Annotated in this window: 19 protein-coding genes and 1 pseudogene; 14 read left to right on the forward strand and 6 right to left on the reverse strand. The window is 63.1% G+C overall.

Annotated features, from left to right (window positions below; genetic code table 11):
- Nucleotides 1-66 precede the first annotated feature (66 nt).
- From V5E97_RS25990 to tnpC, 7 genes are all read left to right on the forward strand, one after another.
- The gene (locus V5E97_RS25990; RefSeq protein ID WP_406694498.1) at nucleotides 67-1,521 is read left to right on the forward strand and encodes a serine/threonine-protein kinase; all 1,455 of its coding nucleotides are present in this window, start codon (nucleotides 67-69) and stop codon (nucleotides 1,519-1,521) included.
- Nucleotides 1,514-1,936 (forward strand): hypothetical protein, encoded by a 423-nt coding sequence (locus V5E97_RS25995; RefSeq protein WP_406694499.1) that lies wholly within the window; start codon nucleotides 1,514-1,516, stop codon nucleotides 1,934-1,936. Before V5E97_RS25990 ends, V5E97_RS25995 begins: the two co-directional genes overlap by 8 nt.
- Before the next feature lie 157 nt (nucleotides 1,937-2,093).
- Nucleotides 2,094-2,852 carry a hypothetical protein gene (locus tag V5E97_RS26000; RefSeq protein WP_406694500.1) on the forward strand — a complete coding sequence of 253 codons (759 nt, stop codon included), beginning with the start codon at nucleotides 2,094-2,096 and terminating at the stop codon, nucleotides 2,850-2,852.
- Nucleotides 2,853-2,885: 33 nt separating this feature from the next.
- Nucleotides 2,886-3,347 (forward strand): hypothetical protein, encoded by a 462-nt coding sequence (locus tag V5E97_RS26005; protein ID WP_406694501.1) that lies wholly within the window; start codon nucleotides 2,886-2,888, stop codon nucleotides 3,345-3,347.
- Between the two features lie 106 nt (nucleotides 3,348-3,453).
- Nucleotides 3,454-4,083, forward strand: coding sequence for an RNA polymerase sigma factor (locus V5E97_RS26010; protein ID WP_406694502.1), 630 nt, complete (start codon nucleotides 3,454-3,456; stop codon nucleotides 4,081-4,083).
- Between the two features lie 14 nt (nucleotides 4,084-4,097).
- A complete protein-coding gene (locus tag V5E97_RS26015) occupies nucleotides 4,098-4,529 on the forward strand; it encodes a hypothetical protein (protein WP_406694503.1) in 432 nt (143 codons plus the stop codon).
- Between the two features lie 61 nt (nucleotides 4,530-4,590).
- Nucleotides 4,591-6,042: an IS66 family transposase gene (gene tnpC, locus V5E97_RS26020; protein WP_475297056.1), complete on the forward strand. Its 1,452-nt coding sequence runs from the start codon at nucleotides 4,591-4,593 to the stop codon at nucleotides 6,040-6,042.
- A gap of 225 nt (nucleotides 6,043-6,267) precedes the next feature.
- Here the strand turns inward: tnpC and V5E97_RS26025 are convergent, their stop codons facing one another.
- On the reverse strand, nucleotides 6,268-9,126 hold the full coding sequence (locus V5E97_RS26025) for a beta strand repeat-containing protein (protein ID WP_406694504.1): 2,859 nt from the start codon (nucleotides 9,124-9,126) through the stop codon (nucleotides 6,268-6,270).
- Nucleotides 9,127-9,684: 558 nt separating this feature from the next.
- Between V5E97_RS26025 and V5E97_RS26030 the strand changes: the two genes are divergently transcribed.
- The 6 genes and pseudogenes from V5E97_RS26030 (at nucleotide 9,685) to V5E97_RS26055 (ending at nucleotide 16,282) form a co-directional block, all read left to right on the forward strand.
- Complete coding sequence (locus V5E97_RS26030) at nucleotides 9,685-11,007, forward strand: hypothetical protein (RefSeq protein ID WP_406694505.1); 1,323 nt, start codon at nucleotides 9,685-9,687, stop codon at nucleotides 11,005-11,007.
- A 495-nt stretch (nucleotides 11,008-11,502) separates the two neighbouring features.
- Nucleotides 11,503-12,039, forward strand: coding sequence for a hypothetical protein (locus V5E97_RS26035; protein WP_406694506.1), 537 nt, complete (start codon nucleotides 11,503-11,505; stop codon nucleotides 12,037-12,039).
- A gap of 998 nt (nucleotides 12,040-13,037) precedes the next feature.
- Nucleotides 13,038-13,235, forward strand: a pseudogene (locus V5E97_RS26040) (hypothetical protein); the annotation flags it as partial.
- A gap of 239 nt (nucleotides 13,236-13,474) precedes the next feature.
- Nucleotides 13,475-14,965 carry an IS21 family transposase gene (gene istA, locus V5E97_RS26045; protein ID WP_406694507.1) on the forward strand — a complete coding sequence of 497 codons (1,491 nt, stop codon included), beginning with the start codon at nucleotides 13,475-13,477 and terminating at the stop codon, nucleotides 14,963-14,965.
- Complete coding sequence (gene istB / locus V5E97_RS26050) at nucleotides 14,962-15,837, forward strand: IS21-like element helper ATPase IstB (RefSeq protein ID WP_406694508.1); 876 nt, start codon at nucleotides 14,962-14,964, stop codon at nucleotides 15,835-15,837. Before istA ends, istB begins: the two co-directional genes overlap by 4 nt.
- Before the next feature lie 91 nt (nucleotides 15,838-15,928).
- Nucleotides 15,929-16,282: a DUF4272 domain-containing protein gene (locus tag V5E97_RS26055; protein WP_406694509.1), complete on the forward strand. Its 354-nt coding sequence runs from the start codon at nucleotides 15,929-15,931 to the stop codon at nucleotides 16,280-16,282.
- A 361-nt stretch (nucleotides 16,283-16,643) separates the two neighbouring features.
- On the opposite strand, the gene V5E97_RS26060 is transcribed toward V5E97_RS26055, so the two are convergent.
- Together V5E97_RS26060 and V5E97_RS26065 are read right to left on the reverse strand one after the other, a co-directional pair.
- Nucleotides 16,644-17,486: an amidohydrolase family protein gene (locus V5E97_RS26060; protein ID WP_406694510.1), complete on the reverse strand. Its 843-nt coding sequence runs from the start codon at nucleotides 17,484-17,486 to the stop codon at nucleotides 16,644-16,646.
- Nucleotides 17,486-18,640: a mandelate racemase/muconate lactonizing enzyme family protein gene (locus tag V5E97_RS26065; protein ID WP_406694511.1), complete on the reverse strand. Its 1,155-nt coding sequence runs from the start codon at nucleotides 18,638-18,640 to the stop codon at nucleotides 17,486-17,488. Before V5E97_RS26065 ends, V5E97_RS26060 begins: the two co-directional genes overlap by 1 nt.
- A 110-nt stretch (nucleotides 18,641-18,750) precedes the next feature.
- On the opposite strand from V5E97_RS26065, the gene V5E97_RS26070 reads away from it, so the two are divergent.
- Nucleotides 18,751-19,569 (forward strand): IclR family transcriptional regulator, encoded by an 819-nt coding sequence (locus V5E97_RS26070; protein ID WP_406694512.1) that lies wholly within the window; start codon nucleotides 18,751-18,753, stop codon nucleotides 19,567-19,569.
- Between the two features lie 2 nt (nucleotides 19,570-19,571).
- On the opposite strand, the gene V5E97_RS26075 is transcribed toward V5E97_RS26070, so the two are convergent.
- Genes V5E97_RS26075 through V5E97_RS26085 form a run of 3 tightly spaced genes read right to left on the reverse strand, consistent with a single transcriptional unit; the run spans nucleotide 19,572 to nucleotide 22,390 of the window.
- Nucleotides 19,572-20,645 carry a Gfo/Idh/MocA family protein gene (locus V5E97_RS26075; RefSeq protein WP_406694513.1) on the reverse strand — a complete coding sequence of 358 codons (1,074 nt, stop codon included), beginning with the start codon at nucleotides 20,643-20,645 and terminating at the stop codon, nucleotides 19,572-19,574.
- Nucleotides 20,646-20,655: 10 nt separating this feature from the next.
- Nucleotides 20,656-21,558: a sugar phosphate isomerase/epimerase family protein gene (locus V5E97_RS26080; RefSeq protein ID WP_406694514.1), complete on the reverse strand. Its 903-nt coding sequence runs from the start codon at nucleotides 21,556-21,558 to the stop codon at nucleotides 20,656-20,658.
- Between the two features lie 7 nt (nucleotides 21,559-21,565).
- Nucleotides 21,566-22,390 carry a ThuA domain-containing protein gene (locus tag V5E97_RS26085; RefSeq protein ID WP_406694515.1) on the reverse strand — a complete coding sequence of 275 codons (825 nt, stop codon included), beginning with the start codon at nucleotides 22,388-22,390 and terminating at the stop codon, nucleotides 21,566-21,568.
- Nucleotides 22,391-22,495 lie beyond the last annotated feature (105 nt).

Raw genomic sequence — 22,495 nt, forward strand, 5'->3', positions numbered from 1 at the left:
GTCGAACCGACGCCCTGAACCAACGCCTCCCAGACCCTCTTTCGACGACCTTGGAGTTGCCTTGCGATGAGCGCGACTTCCCGAGACCTCCCTGGCACGAACCTGGCCGAAACGGTCGTTTACGAGCCCAGCAACCAACCGGGTCACGATCGGCCCGTGGGGTCCCCCGAAATGACCAAGCCTAACCTGCAAGGGAACCACCGCTATACCTTTGGCTCGGGTGCCCGCCCGCTCGATGGCTACACCATCAAACGTGCGATCGGCCGAGGAGGGTTCGGCGAGGTCTACTACGCCACGTCGGACTCGGGCAAGGAAGTCGCCCTCAAGCTGATCCTCCATAACCTGGAGGTCGAGCGCCGGGGGGTCGTGCAGTGCATGAACCTCAAGTGCCCGAACTTGCTGACGATTCACGACCTGAAGGCGAACGACGCGGGCGACTCATTCGTGATCATGGAGTACGTCGCCGGCCCGAGCCTGGCCAACGTGCTGGCGCAACACCCGGAAGGGATGCCGCTGCACGAAGTCCGCGCCTGGCTCAAGGGACTCATCGAAGGAGTCGCCTACCTCCACGACCACGGGATCGTCCATCGCGACCTGAAACCGGCCAACATGTTCATGGAAGAGGGGATCGTCAAGATCGGCGACTACGGGCTGGCCAAGCTGATCAACGCCAGCCAGGACACCGGTCACTCCGAAAGCATCGGCACCTGTCACTACATGGCCCCCGAGATCGCCTCGGGCAAGTACCAGAAGCCGATCGACGTCTACGCGATCGGGGTGATCCTCTTCGAGATGCTCACTGGCCGAGTGCCGTTCGAGGGCGAATCGGTCGGCGAGATCCTCATGAAACACCTGACCGCCCGCCCCGATTTGCGGCGGCTCGCCGAGCCCTACCGGTCGATCGTGGGACGGGCCCTGGCCAAAGACCCAGGCCAGCGTCCGGCCCGGCTCTTCGACCTGCTCCCCCCCGAAGACGCCCCCAAAGCTCCCCCGGTCCGGTTCATCGGCGACGGCAAGGTCAGTCCCGCGTCCTTGCCCGCCGACCTGTTGATCGTCGACGAGGAGATTCATCGGATCGGGCCCGAGGAGCCGGTCTTCTACATCGGCCCCGACACCCAGCCCCGCGCCCTAACGGCCACCGCTCGCCCGGCTCCGGGAAAACTGGGGGGCGATGCGACGACCGACGCGGCCCAACCCCGCCCCGGCCCCTCCACGCGCGGCAAGGCCGGTGGCTGGAGCAAGGCGGCCCGCTCCCACCCCCGCGCCGCTTTTGCCCCCTCCTCCTCTGCCCAGCCCTCGGATCCGGGTGGCCGAACTGGCGACCTCGATGCTCTGGGCGACCGTGCTCGCCGTGGTCATCACCCTGGCCGTCGGCCTGGCGGTCGGGATCGACGTATCCAGAGATCCTCAGCAAGGCGTCTACCTGTTTGCCCTGACGCTCCTGGGGACCTGGGGGACCTTGATCGTGGGCAAGGGGACGGAAGGGCGAACGATCGACCCGAGCACCCGGCGAATGGCTAACATCTTATTCGGCGGCATGCTCGGCGTCGGCGCTTTGGTACTCACGGCCTGGCTCGGTCTGGCACCGGGGCGAAGCGTGCCGGACCCCTTTTCGATCGAGCTCGTTTCCTGGCTCGGCTCGCCCCAAGATTCGAACACCGCCCCCCTGCGATTCCCTGCCTATTTCGCTCTGCTCGGCCTGCTCACGGGGGGCTGGAAGTCACTGACGGTCCGCGACCGCAAGGCGCGATTTCGGCTCGTTCCGATCCTCTTGACCACGCTGGTCGCCGCGATCTTGTTCCCGGTCGGCCCCACCTCCGTCCCCTCGAACATCGCCGCGGCCGTCTCGATCGCCATCGTGACCCAGTTAGTGAGCCCCTGGAGCGAAGAGGCCGCCGCCTACGCCCAAGCCTTGAAAAAACGCAGGGCCGCTTGAGGCCAATATTCATGGGTAATCGCATGAGAGAATCGGCAAGAGCGGCCGGCGGCTCGCTCGAAAATCCGGTGGTTGGTCCTCGAATATTCCTGGTCGCGTCGCGAACCCACTGGTGTCCCGGCTACTTCGTCGTGGTCACGGCAAGGATCGGATTCCGATGAAATCACTCACCTTTCTATTTCTGATCGTGCTCGGAATGATCGAGCTGTGGGTCGTCGGTTTCCACAGCCATTGCCCGGCGGATCCACCGCACCGCACCTTCGGGACGGCACGGCAAATCGCGATGGTGACGCCCTCCGAGGACCTCGAACGCGAGCCGGCCGAAGGGCTTCCCGTACCGATCTACCCTGGAACACGAGTCGACACGGCCGAGATCCAGCCCCCACGGCAGTCCCTCAGGCCCCCGAACGTCGCCCCCCACCCGGGAAATCCGGCTCAGACCGCCCCCATTTCCATGGTCGAGGACCATGTCGTGAAAGGGCGGATCTCGGCCACCGAATCGCGAGCCCGAGACGATGCCCGGGTGCAGCTTCAGCATCAGGTGACCGCCTGGCTCGCGACCGATATCCCGGCGTCCTGGAAGCCCCCTGCCCCTTTGATCGATCGCTTGATTGTGCGGTCCGAGATCGAACCGGTCGAAAAGGACTACGGAACGCTCTACAAGGCCACCCTCCATATCGACTCCACGCCAGCCCGTCGCGCCGAGATCATCGCGGCCTACCAACACGAGTTGGTTGTCCGCAGGATGGTGCTGATGGGCGGTGGCCTCGCGGCGATCTTGACCTGCCTGGCCGCCGTGGCCGGCTACATTCGGGCCGACGAGGCGACTAAAGGCTACTACACCAACTGGCTCCGCGTGGCCGCGGCCTCGGGGGTCGGAGCCTCAGGCGTGCTGATCTACCAATTGCTGGCCTGACCTTGATCGTGGCTCCAGAGAAGGGACTGACCCATGGGATTCCTCTTAACCGTCGTGATCGTGGTCGGCGTACCGGCCCTGGCTCTCGGCCTCTTTCGAGGCGTCTCCCCGGAACTTGCCCAAGGTGAATGGCCCGAGTCCTGGCGCACGCTGTCCCCATCGCGGATCATCTGGCAATTCGGCGGGATCGTCGCCCTGGTGACCCTCCTCTTCACAGCCTCGCGGGGAGGCCCTCGAGAAGCAGGCTTCCTGCTCTTTCTCGCGGCTTTGATCGTGGTTGCGTTCTTCCTCTGGGCCTGGCAGCGCGAGTTCCTCTTTCTGATGGGCCTGCGCGACGATGCCTTCCCGGGGCGTTACGACAAGTTGATCTGGACCTTCCTCCTCATCATGATGGCCCCGGTCGGCCTCTGGTTCTTCCGCTCCTATCGCCTGACCCACTGGCCCGAGCCCAAGCCCGAGATGGTCCGCGCCCATACCGTGTCCGACCTTTTCTGAGCGAGGAAACGCATAGGCAACGGAACGTCGAGGTGTTTAGAATAGACAGACGTTGCGGCGCCTTCTTTTTTTTCGATCCTTCCTCGTTCCGGGGCGAAGCCGACCGATGGCCACCACCGACGCCGAGGCCCTGCTAGTCCGGCAGGTGCGCGCTGGAGACGCCTCGGCCTGGCAGCAGTTGATCGAACGCTACGAAGGTCGACTGCTCGCCTTCGTCGACAGCCGGCTCCGCGACCGCGCAGCCAGCGAGGACGTGGTGCAAGAGACGTTCGTCGGGTTCCTGACGAGCCTCCCCCACTACGACGAGAAGCGCGACATGGAGGCCTATCTCTTCTCCATCGCCGCGCACAAACTGACCGACCACCTCCGTAAACAAGGTCGGCGACCCGTCGATCAATTCGGCTCCGACGACCACGGCCGGCCCCTCGATGAAGTCCCCGGCGGTGGCCGCCCTGCCTCGAGCATCGCCCGGAGCGACGAGCGCCGGAAGGCCGAGGAACGGCTCTTGACCGAGGCGCTGGGCCAGCTCGTCAAGGAGTGGCAAGCGCGGGCCGACTATGACCGGCTCCGCTGCCTCGAGCTTTTGGTCGTGAAGGGGTGGGCGAACAAGGACGTGGCGAAGTTTCTCGAGATCACCGAACAAGCGGTCGCCAGCTACAAGTTCCAGACGGTCGGCCGGCTCAAGGAAATGGCCCGCCGCGCCGGTCTGAGTCTCGATGAACTGGGCGGAGGGTGAGGACCCGAACTCCTATGGGCGAAATCCACCACACGGCGATCGACGAAGAAACGCTCAGGGCCTACCTGGCCGAGACCCTGCCGGGTGAAGACATGGCACGGGTCGAGAAATGCCTGCGCGACTCGGCCGAGCTCCGCGCCCGTCTCGAAGACGTCCGCCAAAACCGAGGCGACCCCGGCCTCCACACCCTGGGCGCCATCTGGCGTCGCGGCCGCCTGACCTGCCCGACCCGGCAGCAACTCGGCAGCTACCTCCTGGATGCCCTCGACCCTGACTTCGCCGCCTACCTGACATTCCACCTCGACGTCGTCGCCTGCCCGTTCTGTCAGGCCAACCTCGCCGACCTGAAAGCCAAAGCCGCCCAACCCTCGGGCGCTTCCAAGAGCCGGCACCACCGCATCCTCCGCTCGAGCCAACACCTCCTCGGCGACGAAGGGCGGAGCTAATTTTTGTAGCCGTTCACAGTCCGGTATTGAAAGTTGCCGATGACGGCACTATATCTGCGTTATGACGAATCCGCTGCCCATCCCTGACGACCTCTGGAGTACGGTGCCGCCCGACGCTCAGGCCGCCATCGCTGCAGTCTTTGTGGCGATGCAGCAGCGGCACGCCGACCTGGAAGCGCGGGTCAGCGATCTCGAAGCACGGCTCAAGCTCAACTCCACCAACTCGTCCAAGCCACCTTCGTCTGATCCGATCGGCCTGAAGCGGCGGCCGCCCGCTCCGGCCAGCGGCAAGAAGCGCGGTGGGCAACCGGGACATCGCAAATCCCACCGTGCCTTGGTGCCGCCTGAGAAGTTGCGCCAGACCATCCACTGCAAGCCGGAGGCGTGTCGCCGATGCGGTCAGGGGCTTCGGGGCGACGACCCCGAGCCGTTGATCCATCAGGTGGCCGAATTGCCCAAGATCGAGCCCCTCGTCGATGAATATCGACTTCATCGTCTCACCTGTCCCGGATGCGGTGAGACGACCTGCGGCGCCTTGCCCCCCGGTGTCCCGAGCGGTTGTTTCGGCCCTTACCTTCAAGCCGTCCTGGCCATGCTCGCCGGGGCCTATCGTCTCAGCAAACGGCAGATCCAGCAGGTCAGTTCCGATCTGTTTACCCTGTCGATCTCCACCGGGATGATCGCCAAGCTGGAACGGCAGTCGGCCGCGGCTCTGGAGGCTCCCTACAACGAACTGGCGCTGTCGGTCCATCAGGCCGAGGTGGCGAACATCGACGAGACGTCGTGGCGTGAGCAACTTCGCAAGGTCTGGTTGTGGGTGACGGTGACTCGCCTGACCACGGTCTTCACGATCGCCAAGAACCGCAGTGGCGCGATCGCCCGGGCGTTGTTGGGCAGTCAAGACGGCCAGGTCGTCACCAGCGATCGATTCAGCGCCTATGACTGGATCATGGCGTCCTGGCGGCAAATCTGCTGGGCTCATCTTCGTCGCGACTTTCAGGCGATGATCGACCGGGGTGGTGGTAGCGAGCGGGTCGGACAGCGGTTGCTCGGATTGTCGAACCGACTGTTCCGGCACTGGCACCGGGTTCGTGACGGGACCGTGCCCTGGGACCAGTTCCAAGAGCGGATGAGCCGACTGCGACGGGAGGTCAAGAGGGCCCTTCAGGAGGGATCGCGGAGTTCGTGCGCCAAGACGGCCGCGACCTGCTTCGAGATCCTCAAGGTGGAGGAGGGCCTGTGGACGTTCGCTCGGGTCCGGGGCGTGGAGCCGACGAACAACGTGGCCGAACGCTCGTTGCGGCATGCGGTAATCTGGCGGCGGATCAGCGGCGGGACGGCCAGCGCGGAGGGGAGTCGGTTCGTGGAACGGATGCTGACCGTGGTGGCGACCTCTCGGCAACAGGGTCGTAACGTCCTGGACTACTTGACCTCGTGTTTTGAAGCGGATCGTCGCGGTCACGCCGTCCCTTCTCTCTTGCCGGCCAGCACGTCAGACATCAAAGCCGCCTGATTTCACTTCTCCCGTCCTATGAACGGCTACTAATTTTTTTGACAATTGCCTAGATCTTTATAGCGGCAAAGCTTCGCCCAATCTTCCACAGATCCATCAATGAATCACGACCTATCAACGGCCCGAATCCGATTTCCCCGTAGGGTGGGCACGGCCCACCATCCCTTATCCCCTTGCCAAAACGGAGGATAAGATGGTGGGTCGTGCCCACCCCCACGGGAATTGCTAGCCCGGCGATGATGCCAAGGCCGATCGCGTTGACGTCGGGAGAAACGGGTTCGGCGAAGCTTTACTCATGGCGCTCGTTCGCTCCATCACACGGGCAAAATGGCTGCCGCTCGGGAGGGTGGCATGGGCCGACGGGGCCTGATGGAGCAACCGATTCGGACCTGACAGGACGCCGGCGCCAAAGGCACGCGAATAGCTGCTCCCTCGCTGTCCGTTGCCAAGGCCGTCGAGTTGAGCTCCCGAGGGGCTGGCCAAACCCGAGGGGGCCGACCCGTTGATTCGCAGCAGGTAGGTCTGGCGCAACTTCAGGCTCCGTGCCACCGGAACGAGCGTCACGGTGAAGTGGACCGGATCGTAGGTCGCCGCGGCCAGGCGGACCGGGCGAAGGCGGCGTCCCTTCGCCTCGACCGAGAACAAGGTGTAGTTGCCAACGTCCTGCGCCCGGGCCAGGTCGAGGGCCGTGCTGAAAGTCAGAACCAGAGTCGTCGGCTGGGCCATGATGCCAAAGCGTTGCAGGTCCTGGATCACCGGGGCCGGACCAACAGCGGGAGTGGGCGTGGGAGTAGGACTGGGAATGGAAGCGGGGTCGACAACGCCGCTGAATGCATGGCGGCCGATATCCCCGGCGCCGGCGGTGGCCGTGACGGTGAAGGCATACTCACCTGCGGCTGTGGGAGCTCCGCTGAACAAGCCGGTGCTCGGGTCGAGTGTCAGACCTGCCGGAAGCGCACCGGCGGTCACCGTGAAGCGGTACGGGCCGCCGCTGCCTCCCACCGCCGTCTCGATCAGGCGGAACGGACTGCCGACGGTGAGCGACGGCAGGGTGGCCGGCGAGAGGGCGATCGCGGCGTGGACCACGCCCTGGTACTGGTGAGCGTCCTGGCTCCCACCGCTGTCGGTCGCGATGATGGTGAAGTCGAACGACTCGCCCGTGATGGTAGGCGTGCCGGCCAACTGGCCGGTTATCGGGTTGAATGCCAGGCCCGTGGGCAGAGTCCCGAAGGCCAACGCGAACCCGTAACCGCCCCTGCCCCCTGTGGCCGTCACGGTCGCGTGAAACGGACTCTGGGCGGTCATCACCGGTAAGCTGTCCGGAGAAATGTTCACGGGCAAATAGAGAGGCGTCGAGAGCTCCGAGGTGTCACCAAAGCCACCCGATGATTCCAAGGTGGCCGTGGCGGTGAAGGCCATGCCGGCCGGGAGCGCGAGCTGCCCGAAGTCGAATCTCGCGTGTCCGGAGGGATCGGTGGTCACGACGACGGAGCCGAGGAAGTTCGCCCCCTGGACCACGGAGCCGACGGGGCTGGCAAAAAGCTCGATGCGATAGGTGCTGTTCCCATCGCTATCGAGGACACCGCTGACGACGGTCGTGCCGGGGGCAACGAAGAGGCTTGGAGCGTTCTGGCCGTGGTTGGGGAACGGCCACGGGTGGAACCCATTGGGGGTGGGTCCATCGTTGCCGAGGTCGATGCCGATGGTGGTGTTGCCGAAGATCCGATTGCCAAGGATGCTGTTGTCCACCGTGGTGCCATCCGTCGAGTAGAGCCCCACGATGACTCCCTTGGCATTGAAGGCGATCGTGTTGCCGGCGCCGGGCATGGTGCCGCCAATCGTGTTCCCCGTCGCCTCGTCGAGGATGGCCACGCCGTAGACATTCTTGAAGTGCCCGGAACCGACGGCATCAGCGGCGCCGATGATGTTGCCCACGACCAGATTGCCGGTCGTCCCGGGGTTCTGGATCAACACGCCATAGCGGTTGCCTGAGATGAGATTGCTCGCGTCGGCAGTGGTGCCGCCGACCTTGTTCCCCGTTGCGCCATTATTGATGAGCACGCCGACTTGATAGGGGAAAGAGTCGGTTCCGGCGGAATCGAGACCGATCGAGTTGCCCGCCACCACATTATCACTGGTCCCGGCGTCCGTGATCTGCACATTGAAGTTGTTGTTGCCGGAGATCAGGTTGCCGGCACCGGCCATGGTTCCGCCGATGATGTTCCCGGTCGCACCACCGGAGACGGACACACCGGTGCCATTCATGATGGGCAAGGAACCGGCGGCATTCGTGCCGATGAAGTTGCCGGCCACCACATTACCGCTCGTCCCGGTGCCCTGGATTTGCACTCCCACGTAGGAATTGCCAGAGATGAGGTTGCGAGCGGCAAGAGTGGTACCGCCAACCGTGTTGCCCGTCGCGCCCTCTTTGATCCCCACGCCGATGATGTTGCCCAGCAGGAGGTTCCCGGCGGTGCCGGTGGCATCCGTGCCGATGAAGTTGCCGGCCACCACATTGTTCGTGGAGCTCGTGCCCTTGATGGCCACTCCCGTCCCGCCGATCCGGCTGATGACGAGTCCGCGAATGACACTGTCGGAGGTGGCGATGGTCAGGATGTCGACCAAGAACCCGGCGTCTCTGCCATCCAACTCGATGAGCAGGTGCGCATTACTGCCCCCCGATTGTGTGTTGGCCTGAGCCCCTGGTTGGCTGTAACCGTCGATCATCATCGGTACGAGAAGGGGCGGTAGCGGGCTGCCCAGGGCGATCGTCTGCACGCCTGCCCCGGCGATCTTGAACGCGATCGTGTCGTCGGTCCCATACCCCGCCCCGGTTCGCGCCGTTGTGACCGCGGCGTTGGCGTCCGCCCCGGCATTGATCGAGGCGATCGCCGCGCGGAGCGAGTCCAGGGCGAGACCTGGGTCGTCGGCGTTCGTGGTCACCGTGATCGTCGCCGGCACGGCGCGCGTCTCCAACGCCTCCAGGCCGAGCAGGACACGGCGGAGCCGGCCCGAATGGTCACGGGGTCGGGGCTGGTGTCGCGCCGCGCCTTCTCGTTCGCGCCGTTGGTTTTCGCTGGTCATCGACGCGTGTCCTCGAGTTTGGGTCGCGATGAGGCAAGAAGAAGGGATCAGGGAAAGATGGGCAGTCCCAAAATTCTGATCATGCTTGCCGGCCTTTGATTTCAGGCACGTAGTTCTAATGGCTTAATAGAAACATTGAACGGGCTGAAGGCGAGGGGGGAATATAAAAACCAACACTTCGCCGCCCACACCTTGGCTCCGTCCCGTCAAGGGGAAGACTCCATCCGTCAGAACAGGTGATTCGGTCTCCATGTTCCGAACGTCATCCGACTGGAAACCGCTGTAACTCGAAGAGAAAGGGGGGGACAATGAACCTGCTGCCGGTGGTGTTGCCTGAGCAGACGGCCGGCCAACACGCATCGGCTAATTCATCATTCCTTACGCCAATCGCTTGTGATCTCTCTATCTCGATGCTACCTTCAGCTTCACCCCACCGCCCTCAGGCGACCGGCCTTGGTGGATCGGGACAATTTTCGCGGACCGGCTGGCAGACCACAGAGCCCTATGAGGGTGCCAGTACGGTAATGGTGCCCCCCTCTACCGCGACGAGACATTCCCATGGCACACATCAAACCCGACTTCAAGAGCACCCCGGGCCCCACCTCGATCGAGATCAGACGGTGCCTCGGCCTGGATTGGCTCCCCGAGCTCATTGACCTTCGACGCCTCGTCTGGGAACAGGAAACAGGTCTTCTCTCCGAGGAGAAGCTCGTCGACGATAACGACCGCCAAGGCGTCCATTTCCTGGTCTACGACAGCACCAACAACAACCGTCTCGTTGCATCGACTTGTGCAGTTTTGGCAGAGCGCAGTAACTTCGCGGCCCATACTCGCCTCCCGGAAAAAGTGCTCCGAGAGACCATGGTTTCGACCCGGAGCACGGTCCATCCTGACTACCGCGGAAACGGCTTATTTAGTCTCCTCGTCTATCTGGCAGGCCGTGAGGGCAGGATGCAGGAAAGACGGTGGCTGGCTGCCTATATGGAGCCCGGCATGGCGGCCGGGCGCAAAGTCTCGGGAGCGAGGAATCTCGAGAAGGTCGCCTCGCGGCGTGTGGAGGGCCGCGACGGCAGCTATGAAGTCGTGACCATTGCCGAGGATGTGAATTACGTGATGTCCAATTCCTTCCGACGCATCCCGGAACACTTACACCCGTATCTCCGCGAGACTTTCTTCGTGGATGAGGTCGTTGGCGAGGTGATGAGCGGAGCCAGGCGGTTTTACGAAGGCCCCTGGTTCAAGGCAGTGGAGAACGGCGAGCTCACCCGAAGGCAGTACATCACAACCCTCGCGGAAATGCATACCTACGTCCGGTGGACCACCAGACTCCTCGGCACGGTGATCGGAATCACCTCTGATCCTGAGCTGCGCAAGCACTACCTCCGCCATCTGGGCGGCGAGATCGACCATGAGGTGATGCTCGAGAACGACATCGACCAGCTTGGATTCGATGTCGATTACATCAAGAACCACCACTCCCCATCAGAGCATATTCGCACATTCATGAGCCTGCAAGAATCGTTAAGCTTCGGCCCTCGTCGCGACCCATCCCTCTTTCTGGCGGCTCCCTTTGCCGCAGAGGCACTCTCCGCCTTCCTGAAGAAGGAGTTCGTCGAGAAACTTTCGCGGAACATCGCCTCGTGGGGGGTGGACAACCCAAGTCGCGCCATGACCTTCATCACCTCCCACGCAGACTTCGACGGTGGGACCGATGGCCACTGGGAGGCGATGCGGAGGATCCTTCACCGGCACCTCAAGGGGGAGAGGGAACTTCGGGAGTTTCTCTCCATCGTCCGACTCGCCCAGAATTCGCTTCTCAGAGCGTTCAGCTCGTTCGTAGAGGGGACGGATATCTTCGCCGCCTCGCCTCTGGAGTCGTGAGTTACGACCGTTCCGGGATCCTCACGATCGAGTTCGAGGTGCAATCCCTTCGCTCGTCTTGGGCTCGAGCCTCAAGACGAGCCCGGTCAAATACTCCATCGCATTTCGCCTCATATTAAGCAAACACATCATTGCATCAGCAATCTATAAATCATTATCTTGACAATTCTCACAGACCTCGGTCGACAGGTTTAGCCGCCTTTTGGCGACCAACTGTTTAGCGCCCCCCCCGGGGGGGGGGACCGACGGCGCAAGCCGGATCACCCACTCGACTGCGGCACAGAGGGTCTCCACTCCCAAACCGCCACTCGCACTGCTGCCGAACCGAGTTCTTGCTACAAAAACGGAGGGAGAGCGATAAGGCTTTATGCTTCTGTACAATCCAGGCGTTCCCAATCGCTTTCCGGAAGCCAAACCATGAATGATCTTCCTACCCGATTCGGAATCCCAAATACGTTGCCCCCGCTCGGTGTTCGGGATCTTCGGGGATGCGCCGTGTTTGCCAGCATGGGGCTATTTGTCCTGCTGGTCGGACTCTTTCCCAACCTTCGTCCCCCGCCCGCCGCCGCGTTACCGATGGCGATTTGCTGGCTAACTCTACCTGCATGGGGCCTGCTCCGCCACTTGACCCGCAAGTCGAAATCCGATGTTCAGCCACGCTCGCAGGGCACGAGCACGCAAGTCGGGCTCTTTTTCGTTTTCATGCTCGGCGTCGGCCTCGCCTACTACTTTTGGGCGAACCACCTTGGCGTGAACCCTCTCGTCTTAATCGGCACTCTCCTGGTCATCGAAGGCTTGGGCGGCGTCATCGTGTCACTCACGGAATGGTGGCGATTATCACATGCCGGAGTTTCATTCGGACTGATCACGGGCGGTTTTTCCCTTCCCTTTGTGGACAAGTTCTCCGTGGCAGTTCCAGTGGGCGGAACTTTCTTGATGGGCAGCGTGCTATCCGCAGGGGTTCTTTATTGGCAACTGCGATGCGAAAGAATCGTCTCACCAACAGACCTAAGCACCACGCGATCACAATAACCAGCAAACTATTACAACAAGAATCATTGATGTTACTTACTTTCATTGAATCCATGGCCACATCTGATGCTGGCGTGGGGCTCTACGAGGTCGAGGTGGACGCGGAGAACGAGTGAGATTCCTAGCTCGATGGAGGGTCGTTGAGAAAAAAACCACCCTGTCGCCACGTTACGGGAGGCTCTTCGTCAGCCCCAAGACAGGGAGCTCATGCTCCCCGCTCGCCTTTGGAAGGCGAGCGAAGACCAACAACCAAGGGACGACACCGATCGTGGTTCCATGGATTTCGCTCGTCTGAAAGGCGAGCGGGGAGCGTGAGCTCCCTGTCTTGGGACCTTCGCATGGGCTGGCTCCTTTGACACCGTGACAACGACACAAGATTGACGAACCCAGACGGAAAACCCAGTAACGTGGCGACAGTTTCCAAAATCATGACAATAAACAATCGTCCTCCACATCTTGCGTCTTCGATGGCTGCGACAGGAAATCGCATAACCACACTATACTATAAAGTACATCGTGCTTACTGATTAACACTTCATTTTTTAGACCAATTCGCTTCGTCTTCATTAACTTTAAACATTAACTGATCCACAATGCCCCATCGGCCCACATCAACGAGACGTCGTGGGCCGAGGCCAACGGGAAGACATGACTCTGGGTCGGCACGACCAACGGCTCAGCCGAGCCGAGAAATCCCGACGTCCGCCGGGGAGTTCAGGGGTGTTTTCCGCCACGGACAGGAGATGGGATTCGCACTCGACCCATGAACTGGTGCGCGGGGGGAGTTGGGCCGAGCACCAGACCTTTCGCCACTGAGTTCGCCCAGGTATCATGCCAGCGTGGTTCAGAAACCCGATTTACATCGTTCGCTTCCGGCATGGTTTCTCAGTTCAGGCGTCAGGAACGACTCGATCGTTCGCGACACCTCGGACGCCTAGACCAGGTTCGGCGATGGCCTCGGAGACACGAACGTGACAGCAGAAGCGTTGAGAGCAAAGGTGTTCGCGGAACTGGAGGCACTCGGCTTCCGCCCGGCACGATCGCTGCCCCTCCCCGACCCGGCTCGGCCCGTCCGCCCGCCGGAGGAAGTCGCCGCTCGGTTCATGGCGCTCGATGCCCTGTTCACCTGGGTGGCCTACTCCGTGGAAGACGTCGATTCCGAACAAATTCAGTCCTATGCCGACAGGAACGGGCTCAAGGAATGGCTGACTGAGGACGAGCGAGCGATCCTCTCACTGCCTCGCGATGAAGCCCAGGAATCGCACGTCGACACTATCTGTGAACGTCGGTCGAAAAACGTAGCGCTCGCCGGTCTCCGATGTTCGGTCGAAAAACGTAGCGCTCATAGATCCACTCGTGGCGTCTGGTACACCAAGGCGAACACTGTTTCGCCTCGATACCCCACGCGTCGCGAGGTCTTTGGGTGTTCACACACATGCAAAACTGGGCCGAGATCCGCCGTCGCGTCCTCGTGGACAGGCAGAGCAAACGTTCCATCTGCCGCGAGTTCGACATCCACTGGGACACCCTCCAAAAGATCCTCCTCCATAACGAGCCTCCAGGCTATCGCCAGAACCTGCCCCGCTCACGCCCCAAACTCGAACCGTTCTTGCCGATCATCCACCAAATCCTCCAGGACGACCGCAAGGCGCCGAGGAAGCAGCGGCACACCGTTCGACGCATCTTCCAAAGACTTAAAAATGAACATGGCTATCTTGGTGGATTGACAATGGTCCAAGGCGTCGTCCAAGCCTGGCGGGAGGGGCAAGCCGAAGCGTTCCTCCCCTTGATCCACCGACCCGGCGACGCTCAAGCGGACTTCGGACGCGCCGTCATTAACATCGCCGGACAATCCTGTACCGCCGCGATGTTTGTCATGACGCTCACCCATTCCGATGCGATCTTCTGCGCCGTTTTTCCGCGGGAATGCACGCTCACTTTCCAGGAGGGACATCGCCTCGCCTTCGACTGCTTCGGCGGCGTACCCCGTCGGATCACCTACGACAATACCCGGATCGCCGTGGCTCGGATTGTCGGTCAGCGGGGGGAGGGCGTGACGACTGAGTTTCTCAGAATGAAAAGTCACTACTTGTTTGAATCTCATTTCTGCCGCGTCCGTTCCCCTAACGAAAAAGGACATGTGGAGTCGCTTCTAGGCTATGCGCGGCGTAACTTCCTCGTGCCGGTCCCCGAGGCCGATTCCTTCGCCGCGCTCAATGCACGCCTGGAAGAGAGCTGCCGGAGTGACCTGAAACGCACGACCCGGGGCCAGACGCTGACCAATGCCCAACTCCTGGAGCGGGAGCAAGCCGAACTGTTGGCCATTCCCGAGGAGTCGTTGAGCATCCGTCAGGTGGAGTCGGTCCGGGCCAATTCGTTGTCGCTGGTGCGATTCGACCGCAACGATTACTCGGTCCCGACTCGTTACGCGCATCGGCGTTTGACTGTCGTGGCGGATGTGGAACGGGTACGAGTGGAGACGACCGGAACGATCGTCGCCAACCATCCTCGCTCCTGGGATCGCTGTCGGACGATCTTCGATCCAATCCATTATCTGGGCCTGCTGGAGCGGAAGCCCGGGGCGCTCGACTATGCCCGCCCCCTGGAGGGCTGGGAGTTGCCGGAGTGCTTTGCGGCACTCCGACTCCGCCTGGCCAAGGATGAGGGGCCGCGTGGCCAGGTCGAGTACATCCGAGTCCTTCGACTCCTGGAACAAGCCACGCTCGAGGAGTTGACCGCGGCGGTCGAGCAGGCCTTGAGTCTGGAGGTGTCGGCGGCCGACGGGGTGCGGTTGATTTTGGAGCACCGGCGGGATCGGCCGACGGTGACGTTGGACCTGGCCGGCCTCCCCCACTTGCCACGCGTGAGCGTCCCGGATCCGGACCTGAGCGGCTACCGCTCGTTGTGCGGGGAGGTGCCGCGATGAGCAAGTCAAGCTCGACGCCAGGGGACTTGGTACGTTTGAAGCCGATGCTGAGGTCATTGAAGTTGCCGACGATCTGGGCGGAGTGCGAGAAGGTCGCCCGGCAGTGCGCGAGTGACCGGGTGGACCATCTGGGTTATCTGTCGCGGGTGTGCGAATTGGAACTGATCGAGCGCGAGCGGAAGGCGGCGGCGCGCCGACTGAAGGGGGCGAGGTTTCCCGCGGTGAAGACTCTGGGAGAATTCGAGTTCGCGGCCCAGTCGGTGATCCCCGAGATCCTGTTGCACAATCTTTCAAAGTGCGAGTACATTGACAAGCGAGAGAATGTGCTGTTGGTCGGTGCGTCGGGCACGGGGAAGACGCACCTGGCGATATCGCTCGCCGTGGAGGCATGCCAGCGAGGTAAGCGGGTGCGTTTCGTGAGGGTGATTGAACTGATCACGAGCCTTCTGGAGGCCCGGGATCAACACCAGTTGGCGCGGCTGAAGGGCCAGTTGAACAAGCTGGACCTGTTGGTGCTCGACGAACTGGGCTACGTGCCCGCGAGCAAGGTAGGAGCAGAACTATTCTTTGACGTGATCAGCACTGCATATGAACGAACGAGTTTGATCGTAACGACGAACCTTCCGTTCGAGCGTTGGACGGAAGTGCTGTTGGACGCGAGCCTGACGGCGGCTGCGTTGGATCGCCTGACGCACCGCTGCCACATCGTCGAGACGGGCAGTGAGAGTTATCGTCTCAAGGAGGCGAAGCGTCGTCGCATCGCTCCGGATGGCTTGAATCGTGAAAGGAAGGTATCGAGTCCGAGTCCCGTGAGCGAAGGTCGAGTCGGTGAGCGGTCGTCCCCTGTGGACGAGTCGATCTCAGGCAGGTAACATCTGTTTACCGGGCGCTACGTTTTTCAACCGGCGCGCGCTACGTTTTTCGACCGACGTTCACAACACTATCGGCTGGAAGCTTGAAAACATGTGGTCATTGGCCTGGGTTCTGGGGTTCGACCCCGAGCCATCGATCGAATCCTCGCAGATCCGGGCCGATATCACCCGTTCGATGATCCACGACTTTCTCCCCGGCCTCGGTCGCACGGTCGCGGACCTGCTCGCCAAGGCGGCCCCGCGTCCCTCCGAGGAGGTGATCGCCCTGGAGTATCGGTTCTATTGCGCCCACAACGCCGTCCGGAGTGCTCAGTTAGGCGGCAAGACGGTCCCCGCAGGATTCAACCCAGTCGTTCACGGGGGGGCGGTTCATGAACGACGCCATGCGTTAACGTGGTGCATTACCCCGGATGTCGACTGGAACGGTACGGACTTGAGCACCTGAGGACCTGGGCCGAGCCTGCACCGCCACGCTCGACGACGGACTCGACAACCTGCCGTCCATTCCAGGATAGAAATCAGGGTACGGTGACCAGAAAGAAGCCGGGCGAGCAAGAAAATCTGGCACTTCACCATGTCCGTCAGAGAGTGGGGGCTCCGACCCCGGGCTATTGACCTACCCACCGGGGTCGGAGAAACCATCGACGTTCGATTTCCCTCGGCCCAGGGCCATTCCGCGGACTCGCGCCGACCCCGAGGGAATTACGGCCGAGTCGGCCGTGCAACTGCAAACCAACCCGGGGCGGAAACCGCACGAATCATCGGTTCTTTCGCTCGGTCGCGGATCGTTGTTCCTTTTCCACTGATCAAGCAATGATTCCTAGTTCACTCAAGACATCGCGTTCGAGGATCTCCTCGATCACTTCGCCGGGGATCTGCGGGAGCGGGGTCCCCTGCACTTGCTCGTTCAAGCGGCGGAGGCTCGCGATGGCAGTGCTCGGTTCCCACAACGGATAGTCGGAACCGAACAGCAGCTTGTGGGTCACGCCCCACTCGAGGCAGACGATCATCGCTTCATACCCTTGCCAGGGGCGGTGCCAGAGGCCGGAGATATCGGCATAAACGTGGGCGTGCTTCCGGATCACCAGCGCCGTTTCCCGCTGCCAGGGGTGGCCGAGGTGGGCAATGATGACCCGCAACTCCGGGAAGGCGATGGCCAGGTCGTCGACCAGGAGCGGGAGCGAGTACTTGAGCGGCCCCTGGCTGACCGGCGAAGCCCCCATGTGCATCATCACCGGCAAACCGAGCTCCACCGCGCGACGGAAGAACGGGTGGAAGGCCGGGTCGGTCAAGTTATAGACCGACATGATCGGATAAAGCTTGATGCCTCGGAAGCCGAATTCGTGGACCCCTCGCTCCATCTCGCGGATCGCGTCCGGCCGGCTCGGATCGAGGGCCATGAACCCGATGTACTTCGCGGGGTTGCGGGCGACCAGGCGTGCCACGTGCTCGTGCGGCGTGTGGACACCCATCGCGTGCGCGGTGATCCCGAAAACGAGGACCTTGTCGAACGGCTCCATCGCCCGTTCGAAGTCCTCGGCCGAGACTTCGGGCCAGGCGCCCAGGCCGCACTGCTCGTCCCAGTCCCGGGTGAACTTCGGGCCGAAATGGGCCCGCTCGATGAAGTGCGAATGATAGTCGATCCGCATCAGCGGCCCCCCTTCTGCATCCGGATCCCTTCCTCGGGCCGAAACGCGAACTCTTCGCGGACCTCGTCCGTCAGCTCAACCCCCAAGCCGGGGGCCGTCGGCGGAAGCAGGTCCCCCTGCTCGATCTGCAACGGCTCGACGAACAAGGCGTCGCGGAGCGGATACCCCCAGGTCGGGTACTCGAGCACCTTGCAGTTTGGCAAGGTGAACGCAAGGTGATAGTTCCCCGCCAGAACGATCGAGGACGACCAGGAATGGAACGCGACCTCGACCCCCTGGCTCTGGGCGAGGGTCGCGATCTTGCGGCACTCGATGATCCCGCCAGCGTGGGCGACGTCGGGCTGGGCGATATCGAGCGCCCCGGCTTCGAAGAAATGACGAAACTCGTGGATCGTCGTCGAGCTCTCGCCCCCCGAAACCGGGATCGCCACATGCCGACGCACGTGTGCGTAGCCGGTGTAGTCCGTCGCGGCGCACGGTTCCTCGAACCAGCGCAGATTGAGCTCGCGGAGGGCCAACCCGGCGCGAACGGCCTGGGCGCCGGTCCAAGGCTCCGGGTTGTGCCCCTGGACCGCGTCGACCATCAGGTCCATCCCCGGGCCGATCACGTCGCGGACGCGGCGGACCTTCTCGAGGTCACGCGCCGGGTCCATCCCGATCCGGACCTTCACCGCCTTGAGCCCCTCTTCCCGATAGCCCCGCATCTCGTCGACGAGCTCATCCAGCGGCTTCTCCAACCCTCCGCTGGCATAGAGCGGCAGCCGAGCGTGAACGGCCCCTCCGAGCAGTTCGTGCACCGGCTTGCCGAGCGCCTTGCCCGCGATATCCCATAGCGCCATCTCCACGGCGCCGATGGTGCTGATCCCGGCGCCGACCCGGGCCCAGAACAAGGTCTTCGAGACGAGCCTCTGATACAAGGCCGCGATGTTCAGCGGGTCTTCCCCGATCAAGAGCGGCTCCAGGGCCTCGGCAATTCCCTTGACCGCGAGCGGGGCGAAGATCCCGACATAGGTCTCCCCCAACCCTGTGATCCCCTCGTCCGTATGCACCTGAATCAGGGCCGCATGGACCGTCGAGATCACGCCGCCCGACCACCGGATCTCCCGCTCTGGCTTGCTGCTCAGCAACACCGGCTCGACACGCGTAATTTTCACGCTTGGACTCCGCGTCGGCTAACTGATAGGATATCCAGGAATTGAGGCCGAGGCTAATCTCGGATCAACCGCCATGTCAAGGGGGACTCCCCCTCGGGAGCGTCCATCACATGCCGAAGAGCAAGCCCCCCAACAAGGGCAAGGACTATCGAGTCCCGGCCGTCCGACGCGCCTTCACGATCCTCGACAGCCTGAACCAGAGTTCCACGGGGTTGACGGTACAAGAGGTCAGCCGGATCCACGCGATCCCGTACAGCACGGCCTTCTACCTGCTGGAGACGATGGAAGGTTGCGGCTATGCGAGCCGCGACGACGAGTCGAAGCGATACAGTGTCGGCTATAAACTGCTCGCGATCCGGGAGAGCGGCGCGGCGAGGCAGAACCTCAACCTCCGTGCGCTCGCGTTGCCGTTGATGGAGGAACTGACCGAGGTGACCGGCCTGACCTGTCATCTCGCCACCCTGGAGAAGGACGAGGCGGTCTATATCGAGAAAACGGAGCCGGCGGGTTTCATCCGCCTGAACACCTGGGTGGGCAAGCGGAACAGCCTGCACTGCACGGCGGTCGGCAAGGCCCTGCTCTTGCAGCATGACCGGGAGGAGTTGCGTTTGCTCTTCGAAGCCGCCGGCCTGCCCCGCCGGACCGACCGGACGATCACCGACCTGGGCCTGTTCGCCGACGACTTGCTCGCCTCCTCCCGCCGCGGCTTCGCCGTCGACGACGCCGAGGACGAGCCTGAAGGCCGTTGCGTCGCCGCCCCCGTCCACGGCGACTCGGGGAAGATCGTGGCGGCGATCGGCCTCTCGGGGACCTCCAACCAGATCGATCCCCAGCGCCGCGAGGCCCTGGGCAAACTCGTCCGAAACTACGCGAGGCAGATCTCCGCCCGCCTCGGCCACTCCGAGGAAGAGGCCTCGCCCCGGCGCTGACCTCAAGGCGACGGGCCGATTCGAACCACCTCGCCCCGCTCCGCGGACTCGGCGCAGGCGAGCGCCAGCCGGAGGGCATTAAGAGCCTCTTCCGGCTCGGGGGCGTCATCGCGGGGCAGGCCGCGGACCAGGTCGGCGAAGCAGGCGACTTCGCGGGCAAAGGCCGAGCCGAGGACGTCCGGCTCCTGTCGCAAAACGACCTCAGGGGGCTCGCCCGGCCGATAGCAGAGCAAGGTGGCCGGATCGTCGTGCGCTGTCCGGCCCGCGTCGGCGCCGCTCATGTCGTGCATATCAAACTGTGCAAGGTTCATCCCGTAGTCGAACGAGCCGAGCGAGCAGACCGCCTTGGCGGTGAAAACCATGGGGTCGCCCTGGAGCAGGTAGCTCCCCTCGACCAAGGCGCGCAAGCCAGACGGCCAGAGCAGGGTCGTATACGCGTGGTTCAAGCCGCCGTCAACGTCGCGCGGACCTGCGCAAAAGACCTGCTCCGGCATGCCGAACGTCCAGCAGAGGAAGTCGAGGTCGTGGATCTGCAAGTCGAGGACAACGCCCCCCATCCGGCCCGGGCGGTGCCTCCACCCGTCTTCCCCCTGGACCGAAATCAAGAGGGAGAGCATCCGCCGCATCGTGATCGCCAGGCAAGGCCCCAGCGCCTCCGATCGCAGCAGGTCGCGGAGCCGGACGTACTCCGGCCAGAACCGCAAGACGTGGCCGACCATCAGCCTGACCCCGCCGCTTCGGCACGCGTCGACCATCGCCCGCGCATCGTCCCAGGTCAACGCAATCGGCTTCTCGCAAAGGACATGCTTCCCCTTTGCCGCGGCCCGCTCGACATAAGCGCGGTGCAAGTCGTTGGGCACGCAGACATCGATGCCCGCGACCTCGGGGTCGTCGAGCATGGCGTCGTAGCTGTCGTAGAGCCGAGCCCCCAGCTCGAGGGCAAGCGCCTCGGCCCGCGCGGGATTGCGGCCCCGGCAGACGGCCAGGTCGACCCCCTCGCAGTCCCGCAGCGCCTTGGCGTGCAACCGGCCGATATCGCCCAGGCCCACCAATCCAATCCGGATCGTCTCACTCATTGGGATTGATTCACTCCGTCGGGTCAAGACGCCCGAGAATCCGGTCCATCGCCGCCGAGGTCAGGTCGAGGACCGACTCCCCATGCCGCTCGGTCGGGAACTGCTCGGCGATCCAGCAGCCGTCGAAACCGGCTGCGCTTGCTGCCTGGGCCAGGGCGACCCAGTCAACGTCACCCGCCAGCAGCGGGACGAAGCCGTGAATGTTGCCCACCTGCCTTCGAAAATCTTTCAGGTGGATCTCCTTCACCCGAGGGCCGAGAATCCGCATCCATTGCTCGGCGAAACCGAAGAGCGTGACGTTGCCCGTATCGAGCAAGACCCCGCACCGCGGGCTGCCCACGTCGTCGATCAGGCGACGCATCTCGAGCGGGCTGAGCAGAAACATGTTCCAGATCGGTTCGATCAGGAGCGTGACGCCCGTCGCCTCGGCGTGCGGGGCGAGTTCGCGGAGCGCGGCGAGGGTGCGGTCCCAGGCGAGTTCGTAGTCGACCTGATCGGTCTTCGGATCCCACGGCTTCCCGACATATCCAGGGATGACCAGAACCCCACGCGCCCCCAGCTCGGCCGCGATTTCAAGGACCCGCCGGACGACCTCAACCCCTCGGCCTCGGGTCGCTGCGTCGTTGCTCGTGAACGAGTACTGCAAAGGGGCGATCTCGAGGCTGGGCAGGTCGATCCCTTCGTCGACCGCCCGGGACGCAATCTCACGAACTTGCGCGGCCTCGGTGCCGAGGTGGAGTAAGCCCCCCTCGAGCTCGAGGTAGGGCTGAACGGCGTCGAAGCCGGCCTGTTTCGCCCGGCGGAAGACCCTGCTGTAGTCTTCCAAGGTCCGCAAAAACGCGGTCCCCGCCAGAAAGTCTCCCGAGTCGGCAAACGCCCGGATGACGATCCCCTTCTTCCATGGAAGGCTCATGAGTGGATCAATCTCCCGCCTTGAGTTCGGCGGGGGGTGGGATGGTGACCTTGCCGGTCGCCGCCCACTCCACCCCGCGCTGAAAGGTGGCGACAAAGCCGGGGGTACCGACCGACTTCAAGTCGTGACCGAGCGCCGTCGTGAAGACACGTCCGTTGCGATAGGGGAGCGTCCACATGATCGGCTCGTCCTTGCCCGACCCACAGAGGGGCGTTTCCCCCTTCGTGCAGTTCTTCGGATCGTCGTAAGCAGTGGCGAGAAGCGTGATCCCAGGCTGCATCGTCAGCCGCTGGTTCACCTCGTCGTGCTGAAGGAACGAGCGGGGCAAGCCCTTCAAAATCGGGTGTTCCGGCGCCTTCAGATCGACCTGAAAGGTGTGGTAGGGCGCGTGGGTCGCCCCTTGCCGCCAGGCGCCGCCGATCAACTTTTCGTATTCGGGCCAGCGCGGGTGCGAACTCAGGGCGGCATGGAACGCCACCACCCCCTTGCCGCGATCGAGCACGCTCAGGAGGGCGTGTCGGGTGCTGTCCGGCCATTCCGGCCCGAAAACCCCAGCGTGGTTGGTGAAGTTGAGGACGATCGCATCATAGCCTTCAAACGTCTTCTCGTCGCAACCGACCGGCTCCTCGTTCACCCGGACCTCGAACCGCCCCGTCGCCTCGAGGGTCGCGCGGAGCGACTCGGTGATCTTCCGCCAGTCGTGCATGTTGTAACCGGTGAGGATCAGGACTTGCAGCTTCTTCGGATCCCGGCCCGGCGTCTCGGCTCGGGCCGGCCCGGCGATCGTCGGCAGCACGAACGTCGCCAGAAGCACCACGAGGAATCGCTTCATCGTCACCTCGTCATAAAGTGTCTTGTAGGATGGGCACGCCCCACCATGCCTTTTGACCAGTGGCTTGACAGGCGTGGGAGGACCCGTTGGAGTCAAACCCCAAGA

The organism is Singulisphaera photorubra (genome assembly GCF_045290345.1).
Taxonomy (GTDB): domain Bacteria; phylum Planctomycetota; class Planctomycetia; order Isosphaerales; family Isosphaeraceae; genus Singulisphaera.